Here is a 16527-nt window from a genome sequence, read left to right on the forward strand (position 1 = left end):
CAACTGGGGAAACAGCACACTCCGTGCTCGTGAATGATGGACGCGACGTGCGGAACGACGTAACGGGGTCATACGGCGGCAGGTTCACTCTCTGGATTGACCATTGTTCGCCCTGGCTATGGAGCCAGAAGCGATGCTTCCAATGCGTGAACCCATGACCCGAGCGTGCTGTCGAAATATAGCGAACGACGATCCCGTCCGCCCACCCAACTCAGGAAGGGACCCCCTGAGTACCCGTTCCGGCGCGCGACGAACAATGCATGTGACCAACGACATCTCAACGCAACGGCTGGCCGATCGGCTTCTCGCCGGGTTCCGTGCCCGGCATGGCCCCGGACTCGGGCACCACGGGTCCCGCGTGCGCCGGGCCGCACAACTCATGGTGACGGTCGAACGCCCGCTTGCCGGCGGGTGACGGAATCGTCATCGACCCGAGCGTTCCAGGTCCTCCAACTCCTGTTGGAGACGGTCCAAGGCCGCGCGAATGGCATCGATCTGCGCGTTGAGTTCGGCGATCTTCGCCTGATCCACAGACGGCGGGGACTGCGCCGGTGGAAGCGCTGCCGGTGGCGGCGATGGGGGCTGCTGGCCCGGTGCCGGAGGGGCGGAGGGTCCGGTGCCCGGCGCGGTGGCGAGCTGGCCGGTACCGGGACCGAACACTTGGTCGAGCGCCTCGGCGAGGGTCGGGGCATACCCGACCCGGACGCCACCGGTGCCGGGTTCACGGTAGCTGACGAGTACCCGCGCCAGCTGCGGGAAAGTCGATCCATTCGGTGTGGTGGAAATCCGCTCGGTGAACAGCGGCTCGACGTAGAGCACACCGCCGTCGGCGATCGGCAGGGTGAGCAGGTTGCCGTACTGGATCCGGTTCGAACGCTCGAGCAGAGTCCGCTCGGACGCCACTCTGGTATCGGAGATCATCGAGTTCTGGATCTGCTGTGGACCCTGGGTGAGGGTGTCGGTGGGCAGCTGCAGGACGCTGATCTTGCCGTAGTTCTCGGGGTCGGAATGGGCGGAGACGTAGGCGGACAGAAATTCCCTGTTGTATCCGACCATCGCGCTGGCCAGCCGGAACGACGGCTGAGCGGTGGACTGGTCGCCGAGCAGGACGTAGAACGGCGGCTGGTGCGGGTTGGTCTCGACGGTCGGATCGCTGGGCACGGACCAGAAAGCGTTGGTAGTGAAGAACTCTCGCGGTTCATCCACATGGTATCTGGCGAGCATCTCCCGCTGGACGGTGAACAGGTCCTCCGGGTAACGGAAATGGGCCCGCAGTTCCGCGCTGACCGACTCCTCGGGTTCGACCGTGCCCGGGAAGACCTTCATCCACGCCGCCAGGACCGGGTCCTGCCGGTCGACCTGGTAGAGGGTGACCGTGCCGTCATAGGCGTCGACGGTGGCCTTGATCGAATTCCGCACGTAGGAGATCTGCCGAGCCAGGGGGGCATCGCTGTCCGGCTCCTGGGCTCCGAGTGAGCTGCGCTTGGCGTACGGATAGCCGTCGATTGTCGTGTATGCGTCGACGATCCACACGATCCGGCCGCCCACGACCGCCGGGTAGGGATTGTGGTCGGTCGTCAACCACGGCGCGACGAGTTCGACGCGATGGCGCGGGTCCCGATTGAAGATGATCTTCGATTCGGGACCGATCGCCTTCGAGAAGATGATGTTGCGCTCGGTATAGGTGGTCGCGAAGGCGAGACGGTTGAGCCAGTTGCCGATCGGGACGCCGCCGGCGCCGGTGTAGGTGTACTTGGTGGTGTCGGTGTCGTACTCGCGCGGTTCGGTGCCGCCACCGACGATCGCGTAGTCCGGGCTGGCGTGGGCGATCACTTCGCCGTAATAGACACGAGGCTGATTCACCGGTATCACTTGCTGCCCGGATGCTTGGGAGGCGATGTCGCTCACCGTGTAGATCGGGTATCCGCTGTTGCTGCTGGCGGCATCGCCCGCGGCATCGCGGACCGCCGCGTTCACGCGGTTGGCCGGTGCGGCGACGAACCCGTTTCCATGGGTGTAGACGGTGTGCCGATTGACCCAGTGGCGCTGGTTGCCGCTCAGGGCGCTGGGGGTCAGCTCGCGGGCCGCGACCACGTAGTCGCGCTGTTCCCCACCGATGCGGTAACGATCCAGGTCCAGATGCGCTGGGAAGCTGTAGAAGTTCTTCAGCTGTTGCTGCTGGGTGAACGTTCGCGAGAGCGCGTTCGGATCGAGCAGGCGGGCGTTGGCGATCGTGGTCACATCCGCCGGTACGTCGGACGGGCGCTTGGCACCGACCCCGGAGTAGGCCTGGTATTCGACCCGGTCGTTGCCGATCCCGTACGCCTGTCGGGTCGCCGCGATGTTGCGTTCGATATAGGCGCGTTCCATGTCGGCGGCGTTCGGGCGGACCGAGAACTGCTCGACGGCCAGCGGCCAGACGGCCCCTACCAGGATCGAGGACAACAGCAGTAGCGCGGCGGCCATCGCGGGGATACGGAGGTCCCGGACGACGACGGCGGCGAAGACCGCCGCGGCGCAGATCACCGCGATCGCGAAGAGAATGAGCCGGGCCGGAAGCACCGCGTTGATGTCGGTGTAGCCGGCGCCGGCGAAGGTGGGTTCCTTGCGGCGGCTGGAGAGCAGCGAGTATCGATCGAGCCAGTAGGCGGCTGCCTTCACGGCGATGAATGTGCCGGCGAGCACCGCGAGCTGGATGCGGGCCGCGTGGGTCAGACCGGCCGAGCTTCCGGACAGCCGCAGACCTCCGAACAGATAGTGCGTCGCGAGACTGGCCAGGAACGCGAGGACCGCGGCGACGAACAGCCAGTTCACGACAAGTCGGTAGAAGGGCAGATCGAAGACGAAGAACCCGATGTCGTGTCCGAACTCCGGGTCCGACACTCCGAAGGACCCGCCGTGCAGGAACAGCTGGACAGTCATCCAACTGGACTGCCCGATCAGGCCGCAGATGAGGCCGAGGGACGCCGCGATGCCCAACCCGAACCGCAGCGGCCACTGCCGCACCATCGCCCGATACGGCCGGAAGCTGTCTTCTTCCCCGGAATCGGGCACGAACACGGGACGGAATCCGAACGCGAGCCACATCGCCGTGAACAAGACGCCACCGATGAACAACGCGACCACGATGAACAGCGACAGACGTGTGACCAGCACCGTGCCCCAGACACCGCGGAATCCGACTTCACCGAACCACAGCCAACTGACATACGCACTGACCAGGCGGGGAACGATCAGCAGCGACACGACGAACACCGTGGCGGCGACCACCAGCACCCGAGTGCTGCGATGCAGCCGCCGCAGGCCGGGACCGTCGCGTGCGCTCATCTCCCACTCCTGTGGCTGCGCCGAGCCGAATGGTGTACGGCTGACGTGGACCACTCAGCCCGATACTACCGAGGCAGCCGCGAGACCGTGCCCGGCCGTAGCGCATGCAGGGGTTGCTGATTCGACAGGCGAAGTGATGGGCTTTGGGAAACGCCGAATCACGCACGTCCCCCCACCCAGCTCGCAGTCTGGTCGAGAGAAGGCGGTTCACCAGGCGATCGCGTGGAATAACCAGCCAGAGTCAGCGCCGAGACGACGATGGAGCAGCACATGGACGACGAGATCGAACGCACACCGCGGCTCACGGCGTTCCCGCCTATCGACGACTACGGTTTCGTCTCCGACTGCGAGGTCACTGCCCTGATAGCTCCCAACGGAGCCATCGAGTGGATGTGTCTGCCCCGCATGGACTCGCCCAGTGTCTTCGCCGCCATCCTGGATCGTTCCGCCGGCTCGTTCCGGTTCGCCCCGGCCGACTTCATGGTGCCGACCGACCGCCGCTACGTCCCGGGCACCATGGTCATGGAGACGACCTGGCGCAGCGGCGAAGGATGGGCGACGGTGCGCGATGTGCTGCTCGTCGGGCCCTGGCGGCACCAGACACCCGGCCGTAGCGCCCATCGCCGGACCCCCACCGACTACGACGCCGAGCACATTCTGCTCCGGACGGTGCACTGTGAGACCGGACAGATCCAGTTCGGGCTGGACTGTCAGCCCGCCTTCGACTACGGCAGGCATCGCGCTCGTTGGGAGTACCTCGACAGTTACCACCTGGCGCAGGCCAGCGCGGACGGGGTCGATCTGCGGCTGACGTTGAGCACCGACATGCGCCTGGGGCTGGAAGGGACGCACGCGGTCGCCCGCACCCTGCTGAAGGCGGGCGACACACGCTTCTGCGCGCTCTCCTGGGGAAGTCGCGAGCTTCCCAGTGCCGTTGACGAGGCCGACGAACGACTGCTGCGAACGATCCACCATTGGCGGCACTGGCTGGCCGGTGGGCGTTTTCCGGACCATCCGTGGACAACCCAGCTCACCCGCAGCGCACTGACCCTCAAAGGCCTGACTTTCGCACCCACCGGCGCCATCGCGGCCGCCGCGACTACGTCTTTGCCCGAAACCCCAGGCGGACAACGCAACTGGGACTACCGCTACTCATGGGTCCGCGACTCCGCCTTCGCACTGTGGGGCCTGTACACCCTCGGCTTCAGCTGGGAGGCGAACGACTTCTTCTCCTACATCCTCAGCTTGACCGAAGAAGTCCGGGACATGCAGATCGTGTACGGCATCGGCGGGGAAACCGACCTCACCGAGCAGACCCTCACCCACCTGCGCGGCTACGACAATGCCGGCCCCGTGCGTATCGGCAACGACGCATACCGGCAACGTCAGCATGACGTGTGGGGCGCGGCGCTGGATTCGGTCTATCTCTATGCCCGACACCAAGATCAAATCGATGCACGGGCCTGGCCGTTGCTCGGCCGGGCGGTCAAAAGCGCCCTCACCTACTGGCGCGAGCCCGACCATGGCATCTGGGAGGTTCGCGGGAAGCCGCAACACTTCACCTCCAGCAAGGTGATGTGCTGGGTTGCCGCCGATCGCGGCGCCCGGCTGGCCCGCATCCACCAGGACTTCGAACGCGCACATCGCTGGCAGCAAGCCGCCGACGAAATCCACGCCGACATATGCACGCACGCCGTCGACTCCCGGCAGGTGTTCACCCAGTACTACGGCAGTACGGCGCTGGACGCTTCGACCTTGCTCATCCCGCTGGTTCGCTTCCTGCCTCCCGACGACGAGCGGGTACGCAACACGGTGTTGGCCATCGCCGACGAACTGACCGAAGACGGCCTCGTCCTGCGATACCACGTCGATGAGACCGACGACGGATGCGCCGGGGAAGAAGGCGCTTTCACGATCTGCTCGTTCTGGTTGGTCTCGGCACTGTCGGAGATCGGCGAAAAGAAACGAGCCAAGCAGCTGTGCGAGAAACTACTCGGCTACGCCAGCCCCCTCGGCCTCTACGCCGAGGAGATCGACCCCCACACCGGCAGGCACTGGGGCAACTACCCCCAGGCGTTCACCCACCTCGCCCTGATCAATGCCGTGATGCACGTCATCCAGGACGAACAAGCCGTACTGCGGCAAGCACTAGGCGGAGAATCGATCGCCCCACGACTGGGCGATGCGCCATTCACGGTGGGATACATCCACCACTGATCCTCGGCTTTCGCGTCTAGCTCAGGAGACCGACGATGGTGGCGGACAGGAAGCTGACCAGGGTGGCGCCGTAGAGCAGGCGGAGTCCATTGCGGGCGATGACGGTGCCCTGTTTTTCGCTGAGGCTGCGGACCGCGCCGGTGACGATGGCGATGGTGGAGAAGTTCGCGAACGACACCAGGTAGGTGGACACGATCGCGACGGTACGGTCGGACAGTCCGGCGTGTTGTCTGCTCAGTTCCTGCATGGCGACTACCTCGTTGGACACCAGTTTGGTGCCCATGAATCGGCCGGCGGCCGCCGCCTCCTGCCACGGCACGCCGGTCAGCCAGGCCAGTGGGGCGAAGACGTGCCCCATCACATCCTGGAACGTGGTGCCGTGGAACAGGGCGGCAAAGATTCCGTTGATCATGGCCAGCAGGGCGATGAATCCGATCAGCATGGCCGCGACGGTGAAGGCGACCTTGAAACCGACCAGGATGTAGTCGGTGAGCATCTCGAAGAACGATTGCGGCTTGCGGCTGTCCGCGATTTCCTCGCCGAGCAGCTCGGCATCGTCGGCGGCGGTGACCGGGTAGGGATTGATCAGCGAGCACACGACGAACGCGCCGAGCATGTTGAGCATGATTCCCGCGATCACGTACTTCGGGTCGATGAGCTGCATGTAGGCGCCGAGGACGGATGCCGAGACCGTCGACATCGCCGATGCGGCCAGGGTGTACATCCGCTGCGGCGGTATGTCGTCCAGCATGGCGCGCAGCGAGATGAACACCTCGGACTGACCGAGGATGGCGGCCGCGACCGCATTGAACGATTCGATCTTGCCGAAGCCGCTCACCCACGACAGCAGGAGGCCGAGGTATTTGATGATCAGCGGCAGCACCCGCACGTGCTGCAGGATGCCGATCAGGGCGGAGACGAACACGATCGGCATCAGGACCGCGAACAGGAACGCCGGCCCGCTGCCGCCAGTGGTGGGCAGATCGCCGAACACGAACGCCGTGCCCTGGGCGGCGTAGCCGAGTATGTGGGCAAAAGTGTCGCTGACCGCGCGGATCACGGTGCGCCCTATCCCGGTTTTCAGCAGCAGGAAGCCGAGCGCGATTTGGACCATCAGCAGGACCGCGATCCGCGGCAGCCTACCGCCGGCGGCCCGTCGGTCGGTACTGGGCAACCATGCCAGCAGCAGGAAACACGCCAGCCCCGCGACCCCGATCAGATAATGCACGCGCACCTCACAAGCCATGCCGCACAACAGCTTTTGGGAGCACCTCTCATGTCGGTCCATAGTGGGGTCTACCCACGGTTGAGAAGCCCGGCCGAGCCCGCGCCGGTACTTCGCGTGCGATGCCCGCTCCGGGAATGTGGCCGAGACGCGTTGTCCGGCAATCAGATTCGTGCGGGCGGGACGTCTCAGCATCCCGCCCGCGGCGAGATCACCGTGATGGTTGCGTGCCGGTCGCCTCGGCAACGTCCGCGAGCATCCGGTCGGCGGCTTGCACGCCGATGCCGGACATCCACGTCTCGTCGGGGACCTCGATGACCTTTCCGTTCTTCACCGCGGGCAGATCGCGCCATACCGGGCTGGTGGTGACGGCGTTCTTCTGGGTCTTGCCCGGATCGTCGATGGTGGCGACGAAGATGAGCTCCGCGTCGGCCTGATCGATCTGCTCCGGGCTCACCTCCTTCATGATCTTCTTCGGATCGTTCGAGATCTGTGACGCCGGGCGCGGCAATCCGATATCGGCGAGCACCACCCCGCTGAAGGAGTTGCTCTGGTACAGCCGGGTCGGTCCGGCGAGGAAGCGGACCACCGAGACGGTGGGCAGGCTGCCGTTGTGCCCGGCCTTGATGTCGGCGCCGAGCGCGCGAGCGCGGTCCTCGTACTGTTTCAGCGCCTCGGTGGCCTGCGTTTCCAGGCCGAGCGCCGTGCCGTGCAACGCGAGATTGGCCTTCCACGGGCCGCCGACGGTTTCGGTGAACACGGTGGGCGCTATGCCGGAAAGCTTGTCGTAGATCTTTTCGTGGCGGATCTTCGACGACAGGATCAGATCCGGTTTCAGCGAGGCGATGCGTTCCAGATTCGGCTCTTGCAGCGGGCCGACATCGATCACTCCGTCGACTTTGCCGGCCAGGTAGTCCGGAAATCCGCCACGAGTTTTCGTGTGCGGCACCACTGCCCCGAGCGGCTTGACGCCGAGCAGGGTCACCGAGTCGAGTTCGGCCGTATCGAGCACCACCACACGCCGCGGTACCCGGGGGATCGTCACCTGCCCCATCACGGTGTCGACGGTGCGCGGGAAACTCGCTGGGTCGGCGGGTGATGCCACCGAATCCATTGTGGTGGAGCCGGTTCCACACCCGCTCAGGCCGGACATACCGATCGCGGCCGCGAACAGCGCAACTGTGACGCGACCTGCTCGGCGTAGGCAGCATTGTCGGATGGACATGATGATCCTCGTCTCTCGGCGGTGCGCCCGTCACCCCAGCGGGGTGACAGTGTGGCCCTCGGGTGTCGTACCCCGGAGGGTGGTGGATGCCGACTGGGCACCGTGGTGTCGCGCGGCTCGGCTTTTGGGCACGACCAGCGGGGTGCCGGTCTCGGGATCGGGGATCACTCGGCAGTCGACGCCGAATACCGCTCGGACCAGATCGGCGTCCAGCACCTCGGCCGGCGCTCCCGCGGCGGCCAACCGGCCATCGTGCAGCACGACCAGGTGGTCGGCGTAGCGGGCGGCCTGCCCGAGGTCGTGCAACACCATGACGACGGTGCGGCCCGCCGCACTGTGCAGTTCGGCGACCAGATCGAGCACGTCGAGCTGATGACGCAGGTCCAGGAAGGTGGTCGGCTCGTCCAGCAGCAGCAATTCGGTTTCCTGTGCCAGCGCCAGGGCGATCCAGGCCCGCTGCCGCTGCCCACCGGACAGCCGGTCGACCGGCTCGTCACGCAGCACATCGGTTCCGGTGCGGCGCAACGCATTCTCCACCGCCGCTTGGTCCGCGGCCGACCACGGGCTCAGCATGCGCTGATGCGGATAGCGACCCAGCCGCACCAGCGCCTCCACCGTGATCGCCTCCGGGGTGATCGGCTGCTGCGGCAGCAGACCGAGCCGCAGCGCCAGAGCGCGCGCCGACATGCGATGGATTTCCGCACCATCCAGGGTGACGGTTCCGCCGGAAGGACGCAGCAGCCGCGAGAGTCCGCGCAGCAGAGTCGATTTGCCGCAGGCGTTCGGTCCGACGATCGCGGTGACCGCACCGCCGGGCAACTCCAGATCCAGCCCCTCGATCACGCCGCGATCCCCGTAGCGCAGCGCGAGATCATGGGTGGCGAGCACGTTCGCGGCCGCGCCTGGCCGACGCTCGTCCGCAACGACACCCGTCACGACGGTATTTCCTTCGCTCATGTGGTCCTCCGATGGGCCGGGCTGCCCTCACGCAGCAGGAGAATCAGCAGCCACGGCGCGCCGACCGTGGCGGTGACGACGCCGACCGGCACCGCGACGGGCAGCAGATGCTGGGCGACCAGGTCGCAGCCGACCAGCAGCGTCCCGCCGAGGAGGCCGGTGACGGCCAGGGTGGCGGCGGTGGGCGGGCCCGCGACCATGCGCACCAGCTGCGGCACCGCCAAGGCCACGAAGGCGATCGGGCCGGTCAGCGCCGCGGCGAGCGCGGCCAACGCGACGGTGGTGATCAGTAGCCGCAGTCGCGCAGAGGAAACGGCGATACCGAGCGTGCCCGCCGATTCGTCGCCTAGATCGAGCACCGCCAGCGTCCGGTACTGCACGAACAGCGTCGCCAGGACCACCACGGAGGCGGTCACGGCGCCCTGCACTTCGGTCCAGGTGCGGCCGTAGAGGGAGCCCGCCGTCCACTGCATCGCCGATCCCGCCAGCTCTTTCGGGAAACGCACCACGATGAGGTTCACCGCGGCCGCCAGCCCGGCCTGCACGGCGAGCCCCACCAGCACGAGACGGTTGACCGGCAGCCCGGCGCGGCCGAGTACACCGAGCAGCACCGCCGCGAACAGGCCGCCGGCGAGCGCACCGAACGGAATGAGCGTCTGCGCGGCGCCGGCGGCGAGCACGACAACCGCGCCGAGCGAGGCACCACCCGTGACACCCATGACGTCCGGCGAGGCCAAGGGGTTGCGGAAGAGTCGCTGCAGCACGGCTCCGGCCATGGCCAGCCCCGCCCCGGCGATCAGTCCGGCGACCACTCGCGGCGCCCGGAACTGCTGGACGATGTAGACGTCTCCGGCGTCGCCGAAGCCGAGTGCGGCGCGAATCGCCGTCGCCGCCGGCATGTCCACCTCCCCGGAGGAAAGCGCGACCAGCAGCAGGGTCACCGCTACCCCACCACACCCGACGCCGATCGACACGACACGGCGGCGGCGCGCAGCGGTGACCGATCGGATCATGCCGCCGGAGAGGATCTTGCGAACATCGCGCCGATCCGCCTCGTCCTGCCGTACCGAGACCTGGTTGCTCATCGACGCTCCGTCCGCCGAGCGAGCACGGCCAGAAGGGCTGCGCCGAGGAATGCCGTGACGATACCGGCCTCCACTTCCGACGGCCGCGCGATGAGCCGGCCCACGATATCGGCCGACAGCAGCAACAGCGGACCGGCGAGCAGACATCCGGGGATCACCAGCCGGTGGTCACCACCGATCAGCAGACGCACCAGATGCGGTGCGGCCAAGCCGATGAACGCGATCGGCCCCGCGACCGCGACCGCCGATCCGGCGAGCAGCACGACCGCCGCCATTCCCGCGAATCGAATGCGCGCCACCGGCACACCGAGGGCCTGTGCCGAGTCATCGCCGAGCGCAAGAGTGTTCAGCGCGGGACCGATCGCGAGACCGACGACCGCGCCGATGGCCAATGTCGGCAGCATCGGTACCAGCACATCGAGATCTCGTCCCGCGATCGAACCGGCCAACCAGAACCGGGCCTCGTCCAGTGTTCGCTCACTGAACAGCAGCACCGCCGACGTCCACGAGACCAGAACCAGCTGCAGCACAGTGCCACCGAGGACGAGACGCACCGGATCCAGGTCACCGGCCCGCCGCCCCAGCGCCAGGCTGAACATCGCCGCGGCGGCCGCACCGGCGAAGGCGAATCCCACGTACTGCACCGGATGTGACAGACGCAACGCGTAGATAGCGGTGACGACGGCGAGTCCGGCACCGGCATTGATACCCAGGGTGGTCGGGGCGGCCAGCGGGTTGCGGGTAATTCCCTGCACAACCGCGCCGGCAAGTCCGAGCGCGGCACCGACCGCCAAGCCGATCAGCGTCCGCGGCACCCGCAGACCGGTGATCACCAGCGCGTCGCGGTCATGCCCCATACCGAGCAAAGCCTCGACGACCGTAGGTACGGGCACCGAACGGGCACCGAGCGCCAGACTGAGCACGACACACAGCAGTAACGCCGCCAACCCGATGCACAGCGCCGGTACGTGGCGCCACATCGAGGCGGTACGGGTCGTATCAGTCGAGGTCACGAGACGTGAGCTTAAGTTAGCCAGCCCTAAATCTGTCAAACAGGACCGACTTCCCAGCAGCTGCCGACCAGGCGCTACCGGCCGCACGGATTGCTATGTGCGCATAGCGACTCTAGGCTGTCGCTCGGTTTTCCGCGCCGCTTCTTCCTTCCCGTCGGTTTCTTCGAATTGATCAGGGAGAGCTCCAGGTCTCGGGGCGATGGCAGCGCGGCGCGCGCACGGTCCACTCATAGCGTGGATGGCGCTGCACTTCGGGTGCTGCAATTCATTGACCGGCGTGCGCGGCATCCTGAGCGAAGACGAGCCGGCGGCAGCGACGCCGCTTCGCGGATTGATGTTCTCGAGGGACGCTACGCCGAGGGCGAAACGAGTACGTGTTGAAGCGCATGCGCAGTGATAATGAGTCACGGCAACCGATCCTCGAAGTGCCGGAGGGTGAACCGGATGGACGATGTGCTGCTGGCCCCGCCAGACGCGGACGAGGCGCGGCTGCTGGCGCGCGGTGTGGTCACGGCCGCGCAGGGCGAGGGCGGTCCGACACCGTTGCAGCAGTTGCTGATTCCGGCGCTGTTCCTGTCCATGACCGGCCACCGGGTCGAGTTGGCAACGCTGGAGCCCATCACCGCACCTGAATTCGCCGTCCAACTGGCCCGGCGCAACCGGATCTTCCGTGCCCGGATTGTGCAGACGATGCTGCTGGCCGCGCTGGTGGTGCGGCCGCTGCCGCCGCTCGTCGCGACCCAGTTGCGGGAGTTCGCCGACGCATTGGACGTCGATGACGACATGATCGCGGTGGCACAGAAGTACGCCGAGGGTGCTATCGATCTCGCGGCGGTCGATTTCGCGCGCAACGGATACCTCGGCGGCCTCGAACCACGCAGGCTCAGTGCACTGCACACCGAGACCCTGGACAGTTCGTGGGGCCAGGTCAGCGACGATCCGGCGCTCGCCGCGCATTGGGCGTCGCTGCGCGACCTGCCGCTGGGCACCCTCGGCCGAGGCGTCGCCGACTTCTACCGCGATCGCGGCTCCGTCACCCCCGGCCTGCCCGGTTCGGCGCCGCCGCTGCTGGCCCAGCACGATTGGGTGCATGTGCTTGCCGGATACGGCACCACCTTGGAAAACGAGATCGAGGTCTTCGCGTTCATGGCCCGCGCCAACGACGACCCGCGTGCCTTCAGCCTTCTCGCCATGGTGGTCTCCCTCTTCGAAACCGGCTATCTCCACGCCGGCGCCGGTCTGTTCGAGGCCAACGAGGGCCACCTCCGCACCGCGGGCATGGCCACCCGCCTCGCCGACGCCATGCGCCGTGGCGCCCTCACCCAGGGCAGCCACGATTTCCTCGACCTGGACTGGTTCGACCTCGCCGACCGCCCCATCACGGTGGTGCGCAACGATATCGGCCTGACACCCAAGGCGTCCGCCGCGATCGCCGCCGGATCGGTCGGCCCGTGGGACAGCGGCGGCATCACACCGTTCCAACTCCAGTCAGCCGAACGAGCGGCCGAAGCCGACGGGCGGCCTTATGTCCCATGGCACCCCGACCCCGCACGAGATTGACGGGTGCCCGATCCTGCCGCCCCACATCTGTGATCCGCTGGCCGGCTACAGCCGCTCGGCGTCCCGAGCGAACTGCCGAACCACCCGTTCTCCTGGCAAGCCAGCGGTAATCTCTACTGCGGCAAGGTCGTTCATACCGCAACTCGAGGCGTCGACGCCTACAGGGCGGGATATCGATGTCAGTCGACCTGAGGTAGGGCATATGAGGCACAGAGGTACAAGGGTTCTCGACATCGTCGGTAGCCGTTGGATGGCGGTAGCGACGCTGGCCGCGATCACCGGTTTCTACTATCTGTTCGTCGCGATCACCAACTGCGTGGATACCGACACCAACCGAAACGCGGTTGCCGCTGTGCTGTCGATGAGATCGACGATCCACAACGCGGGGACGGACTGGCGGGCGATCACGAACGGCAATCTCGCGCTCGTCGCCTACATCCTGATCGTGATCTGGGAGTTCCTGATCGCCTTCGTTCTGCTGGCCGCCGCGGCGGTGTGGGTCCGGGTGTTGAGCGGACGGCCGCGGCGGCTTCGTGCCGGGCTCGGCGTGGCCGTCAAACTGTCGAGCCTGGGCTGGACCATGATCGTGCTGCTGTTCGCGGGCGGGTTCCTCACCGTCGCCGGTGAATGGTTCCGCATGTGGGCAAACGAGGAGGTGAACGCGTCATCTGCTGCGCTGCAGAACTTTCTGATCGCTGCCGTCGGCCTGATCCTCGTACACCTGCCGGAATCGGTCACCCCGCACGCCGCGCCCACGGCACCGGAAGTGCCCCGGCGCTAGCACGAAGGGCGGCCGACCGGATCCACCCTCATACCGCGGCGTTCCCTCTCCCGACCACGATGTCCCCCGCCTCCTGGCGAGCTCAGTCGGGCAGTCGGATGCCGCGCTCCTCGGCCTTCGCCGCGACCTCGCTGGGAAAGATGTTGCGCAGCAGGTAGAGATCGCGGCCCAGCTGCCAACCGGGGGCCAGCGCGACCGCGTACCGCTCGAAGTAGCCGAGCTGCTTGCCCATCAGGATGAGCTGTTCGGGTCCGGCGACGCCACGCCGCTTGCCGAAATCCAGCAACGCTGCGGTGATCGTCTTCAGGTCCAGCCGCGCGAGCTCCCCGGACAGGATCGGGCCGAGCACGATGGCGAGCTGCCTGCCGATGGCGGTGTCGTCGGTGCTCTGCTCGGCGAAGAGATCCAGTTCGCGCAACGTGGTCGCTACCGGGGTGAAATCTCCGTCGAAGGCGCTGGCGTAGAACATCGCCCGGACCATCGCTCGCCACGGCGGCGACATCATGCCGACGATGCCGAAATCCAGCATCGCCAGTTTGCCGTCCTCGAGCAGCCACAGATTTCCCGCGTGCACGTCGCCGTGGAACAGGCCGTGGACGATGACGCCTTCCAACCACACTTTCACCAGCCGCCGGATCAGCAGCTCCGGATCGGCGTGCTCGCCGACGACGTCGAACTGATCGAGCGGTACGCCACGCAGTCGCTGCATACAGATGCAGCGCGGCCCGCACAACTCCCAATAGATCTCGGGAACCACGACTTCCGTATTGTCGCCGAACACGCCGAGATTGGCGCGGACGCGGCTTTGATTGTCCGCCTCGATCAGGAAGTTCAATTCCGCCACGGTGACCTCGTAGAGATCGTGCACCACGCCGACGGCGTTGGCGATTCGCGCGTGCTCGGATCGCCGTTCGAGCAGCTTCGCCAGCACCAGCGCCGCACGCAGATCGACGATCATCCGGCGCGCGATCCCCGGGCGTTGCACCTTGACCACAGCCTCGCGTCCGTCGGCGAGCACACAGGCGTGCACCTGCGCGACCGAGGCCGCCGACAGCGGCACGTCGTCGAACTCGACGAACATATCGCCGATCGGGCGGCCGAGGTCTTGCTCGACGATCCGCCTCGCCGCGGCGGCCGGGAAAGGCGGCACATCGTCGAGGCAGCGCAGACACGCATCGGAGAGTTCACGCGGAAACGCGCCGGACGACGACGCGATCAACTGCCCGAGTTTGACGAACATCGGCCCCAGACGTTCGAATGCGTCGACGACGCCCTCGGCCAGCACTGCCCGCCGCGTCCGCCGGCCGGCACGCCCACGCATCCCGGGCACGGACCGGGCAGCCTCCACTATGGCCCGGCGAGTGAGGGCGACACCGAATACCAGCGCAATGGTGAGCATCCGAAGCGCCTCGGGCACACCGAAGGCGTCGAGACGGGGGCGGTCGACGGCGAACGCCTCGGCGGGCGGACGGTGCTCGGTGCGCGACGCGGTAGCGAAAGACAGCGGGTCGGCACTCATGCTTTCGCCTCCCTGGCGCTCGACTCCGGCACGACCGTCGTGGCGGCTGTATCGATTGGTTCCCTCGCTCATGCCTACGCCTCGCCGGCGCTCGGCACACGGAACGACACGCCTTTGAGCACCGACCTGCGACCACGGTCGACGATCAGGTCCTCGACCACGACCGCGCCTTCCCTCAGATCCGTCACGGCCGGCCTATCCGTAACATGTCATATGGCAGTCCAAATCCGTCGGCCGGGAAACATGGTGAGGTCGACCCGCATCCAGGCGAACCCAGCCGTCCGGACCGGTGATCCACGGGTTGTCCACCGCAGTAGCCGCGCCGGAGCGGATGTCGTCATGCACGCGCGGTCGTCGCGGGACAGACCTGCCTCGGATCGAATGCGCTCAGCGGTGCGCCGATCGATAGGCGCTGTTCTGGGACGTCACGATGCGAACCAGGTCGCCCAGCGCGATCTCCACGTCGGTGAGATGCAGACCCCACGTCGCATCCGGGACGGCGTACAGCTCGGGGCTGCCCGGTTCCGGCGTCGCCATCAGCGCCGTCGCGTCGCCACTGCGTACGCACTGGAGCCGGTACCGTTCGGCCGGTATCAGCCACGGGGTCGGCGCGGCGACGGCGGATGGTCCGTGGCGCAACGCCAGCTCGGCACCGAGTGGGCTCGGCACCGGGCTCACGCGCAGGACCGTTGCCGCGGTACGGGATTCGTTGCGGTCCAGCGAGGCCGGGTTGGTGCAGGCGATCTCGTAATCCGGGCCGTACGGCCGCGGCAGCGGCTCCGGGGTCATCGGGTTGCGGCCGAATCGGCTGTCCGCGGGCGGGTTTGCGCCGAAGGTCTGCCAGGCGAGCACGCACCGCGTCTGCCGTTCGCCGCGACACAGCGGAAGATGCTGGAAGTCACCGCCGACATCACCGTGCTTCGGCACCACCACATTGCCGCCGAGCAGGATCGCCGACAGGATCCGGTCTCGCACCGCCTGCTGCGGTTCGATCTCCTCCCGGATCAGTTCGCGCAGCATGCGCGCACCCTGCGAATGCCCGATCAGCACGAGCGGCCTGCCGCTCTCGCGCTCGGCGAGGAACTGCCGCCACGCCAGCAGCACGTCCTCATATGCGATCCGTGCCATCTCGGCGCGCTGCTCTGGGGTGTAGGACCGTTCCGACGCCAGCGCGATTATGGTCCGCTGCCGATACACCGGCGCGTACACCTGACACACCTGGGAAAACCGGGCCGCCTGTTGTTCGGCGACCGCCCGCACCTCCCGCGTCACCGCGGTGTCGGAGTTGGGCGTCGGCTCCAATGACACCGTCGGATACACATAGAAGCAGTCGACCCCCGAATCCTCGGCGGGCGCTGGCTCCTCGCGCACATCGGGCTGCCCCGCCCGCCGCACCGTTGTTGCCGAGCTCCCCCGGCACGGATCATCCGCCCGATCCGGCCTGCACAACCACACAACGCCCACGTCACCACTCGGTTCCGCCACCGCGCTCACCGACGACCCCGCCAACAGCCCGGCTCCGCACACGACCGCCGCGACCGTCCGCCGCCACCGACTGTCCCGCATCACACACCTCACTGCTTCCGCGCCCGACCATCAGCACCGACCGCGCCACACC

The 16527-nt window shown here is 67.0% G+C and carries 12 protein-coding genes; 3 read left to right on the plus strand and 9 right to left on the minus strand.

Annotated features, from left to right (window positions below; all coding sequences use genetic code 11):
* Window positions 1-277: 277 nt before the first annotated feature.
* Both AB0M45_RS32340 and AB0M45_RS32345 read right to left on the minus strand, forming a co-directional pair.
* Window positions 278-427 carry a hypothetical protein gene (locus tag AB0M45_RS32340; protein WP_364336993.1) on the minus strand — a complete coding sequence of 50 codons (150 nt, stop codon included), beginning with the start codon at window positions 425-427 and terminating at the stop codon, window positions 278-280.
* Window positions 424-3327, minus strand: coding sequence for a UPF0182 family protein (locus tag AB0M45_RS32345; protein ID WP_364336995.1), 2904 nt, complete (start codon window positions 3325-3327; stop codon window positions 424-426). The genes AB0M45_RS32340 and AB0M45_RS32345 overlap by 4 nt, the downstream gene beginning before the upstream one ends.
* A gap of 270 nt (window positions 3328-3597) precedes the next feature.
* On the opposite strand from AB0M45_RS32345, the gene AB0M45_RS32350 reads away from it, so the two are divergent.
* Complete coding sequence (locus AB0M45_RS32350; protein WP_364336997.1) at window positions 3598-5544, plus strand: glycoside hydrolase family 15 protein; 1947 nt, start codon at window positions 3598-3600, stop codon at window positions 5542-5544.
* 16 nt (window positions 5545-5560) lie between these two features.
* On the opposite strand, the gene AB0M45_RS32355 is transcribed toward AB0M45_RS32350, so the two are convergent.
* The 5 genes from AB0M45_RS32355 to AB0M45_RS32375 form a co-directional block, all read right to left on the minus strand.
* A complete protein-coding gene (locus AB0M45_RS32355) occupies window positions 5561-6772 on the minus strand; it encodes a nucleoside transporter C-terminal domain-containing protein (RefSeq protein ID WP_364336999.1) in 1212 nt (403 codons plus the stop codon).
* A gap of 208 nt (window positions 6773-6980) precedes the next feature.
* Window positions 6981-7883 (minus strand): iron-siderophore ABC transporter substrate-binding protein, encoded by a 903-nt coding sequence (locus tag AB0M45_RS32360; RefSeq protein ID WP_364337049.1) that lies wholly within the window; start codon window positions 7881-7883, stop codon window positions 6981-6983.
* Window positions 7884-8024: 141 nt separating this feature from the next.
* On the minus strand, window positions 8025-8951 hold the full coding sequence (locus AB0M45_RS32365; protein ID WP_364337001.1) for an ABC transporter ATP-binding protein: 927 nt from the start codon (window positions 8949-8951) through the stop codon (window positions 8025-8027).
* Entirely contained in the window at window positions 8948-10036 is a 1089-nt protein-coding gene (locus AB0M45_RS32370; RefSeq protein WP_364337003.1) for an iron ABC transporter permease, read from the minus strand. Before AB0M45_RS32370 ends, AB0M45_RS32365 begins: the two co-directional genes overlap by 4 nt.
* Complete coding sequence (locus AB0M45_RS32375; RefSeq protein WP_364337005.1) at window positions 10033-11049, minus strand: iron ABC transporter permease; 1017 nt, start codon at window positions 11047-11049, stop codon at window positions 10033-10035. The genes AB0M45_RS32370 and AB0M45_RS32375 overlap by 4 nt, the downstream gene beginning before the upstream one ends.
* Window positions 11050-11493: 444 nt before the next feature.
* Here AB0M45_RS32375 and AB0M45_RS32380 point away from each other — a divergent pair, with 444 nt between their 5' ends.
* Both AB0M45_RS32380 and AB0M45_RS32385 read left to right on the plus strand, forming a co-directional pair.
* Window positions 11494-12609, plus strand: coding sequence for a hypothetical protein (locus tag AB0M45_RS32380; protein WP_364337007.1), 1116 nt, complete (start codon window positions 11494-11496; stop codon window positions 12607-12609).
* Window positions 12610-12811: 202 nt separating this feature from the next.
* Window positions 12812-13390, plus strand: coding sequence for a DUF2165 domain-containing protein (locus AB0M45_RS32385; RefSeq protein ID WP_364337009.1), 579 nt, complete (start codon window positions 12812-12814; stop codon window positions 13388-13390).
* 82 nt (window positions 13391-13472) lie between these two features.
* Here the strand turns inward: AB0M45_RS32385 and AB0M45_RS32390 are convergent, their stop codons facing one another.
* Both AB0M45_RS32390 and AB0M45_RS32395 read right to left on the minus strand, forming a co-directional pair.
* On the minus strand, window positions 13473-14909 hold the full coding sequence (locus tag AB0M45_RS32390) for an AarF/ABC1/UbiB kinase family protein (RefSeq protein WP_364337011.1): 1437 nt from the start codon (window positions 14907-14909) through the stop codon (window positions 13473-13475).
* Between the two features lie 387 nt (window positions 14910-15296).
* Window positions 15297-16475 carry a DUF3089 domain-containing protein gene (locus AB0M45_RS32395; RefSeq protein WP_364337013.1) on the minus strand — a complete coding sequence of 393 codons (1179 nt, stop codon included), beginning with the start codon at window positions 16473-16475 and terminating at the stop codon, window positions 15297-15299.
* Window positions 16476-16527: the final 52 nt, after the last annotated feature.

It is taken from the genome of Nocardia sp. NPDC051787 (assembly GCF_040681325.1).
Lineage (GTDB): Bacteria > Actinomycetota > Actinomycetes > Mycobacteriales > Mycobacteriaceae > Nocardia.

What these genes read in the sequence shown, in the direction of transcription:
- AB0M45_RS32340 (WP_364336993.1), bottom strand. Translation starts at nt 427, where the DNA reads ATGACGATTCCGTCACCCGCCGGCAAGCGGGCGTTCGACCGTCACCAT.
- AB0M45_RS32345 (WP_364336995.1), bottom strand. Translation starts at nt 3,327, where the DNA reads ATGAGCGCACGCGACGGTCCCGGCCTGCGGCGGCTGCATCGCAGCACT.
- AB0M45_RS32350 (WP_364336997.1), top strand. Translation starts at nt 3,598, where the DNA reads ATGGACGACGAGATCGAACGCACACCGCGGCTCACGGCGTTCCCGCCT.
- AB0M45_RS32360 (WP_364337049.1), bottom strand. Translation starts at nt 7,883, where the DNA reads ATGGATTCGGTGGCATCACCCGCCGACCCAGCGAGTTTCCCGCGCACC.
- AB0M45_RS32365 (WP_364337001.1), bottom strand. Translation starts at nt 8,951, where the DNA reads ATGAGCGAAGGAAATACCGTCGTGACGGGTGTCGTTGCGGACGAGCGT.
- AB0M45_RS32370 (WP_364337003.1), bottom strand. Translation starts at nt 10,036, where the DNA reads ATGAGCAACCAGGTCTCGGTACGGCAGGACGAGGCGGATCGGCGCGAT.
- AB0M45_RS32380 (WP_364337007.1), top strand. Translation starts at nt 11,494, where the DNA reads ATGGACGATGTGCTGCTGGCCCCGCCAGACGCGGACGAGGCGCGGCTG.
- AB0M45_RS32385 (WP_364337009.1), top strand. Translation starts at nt 12,812, where the DNA reads ATGAGGCACAGAGGTACAAGGGTTCTCGACATCGTCGGTAGCCGTTGG.
- AB0M45_RS32390 (WP_364337011.1), bottom strand. Translation starts at nt 14,909, where the DNA reads ATGAGTGCCGACCCGCTGTCTTTCGCTACCGCGTCGCGCACCGAGCAC.
- AB0M45_RS32395 (WP_364337013.1), bottom strand. Translation starts at nt 16,475, where the DNA reads ATGCGGGACAGTCGGTGGCGGCGGACGGTCGCGGCGGTCGTGTGCGGA.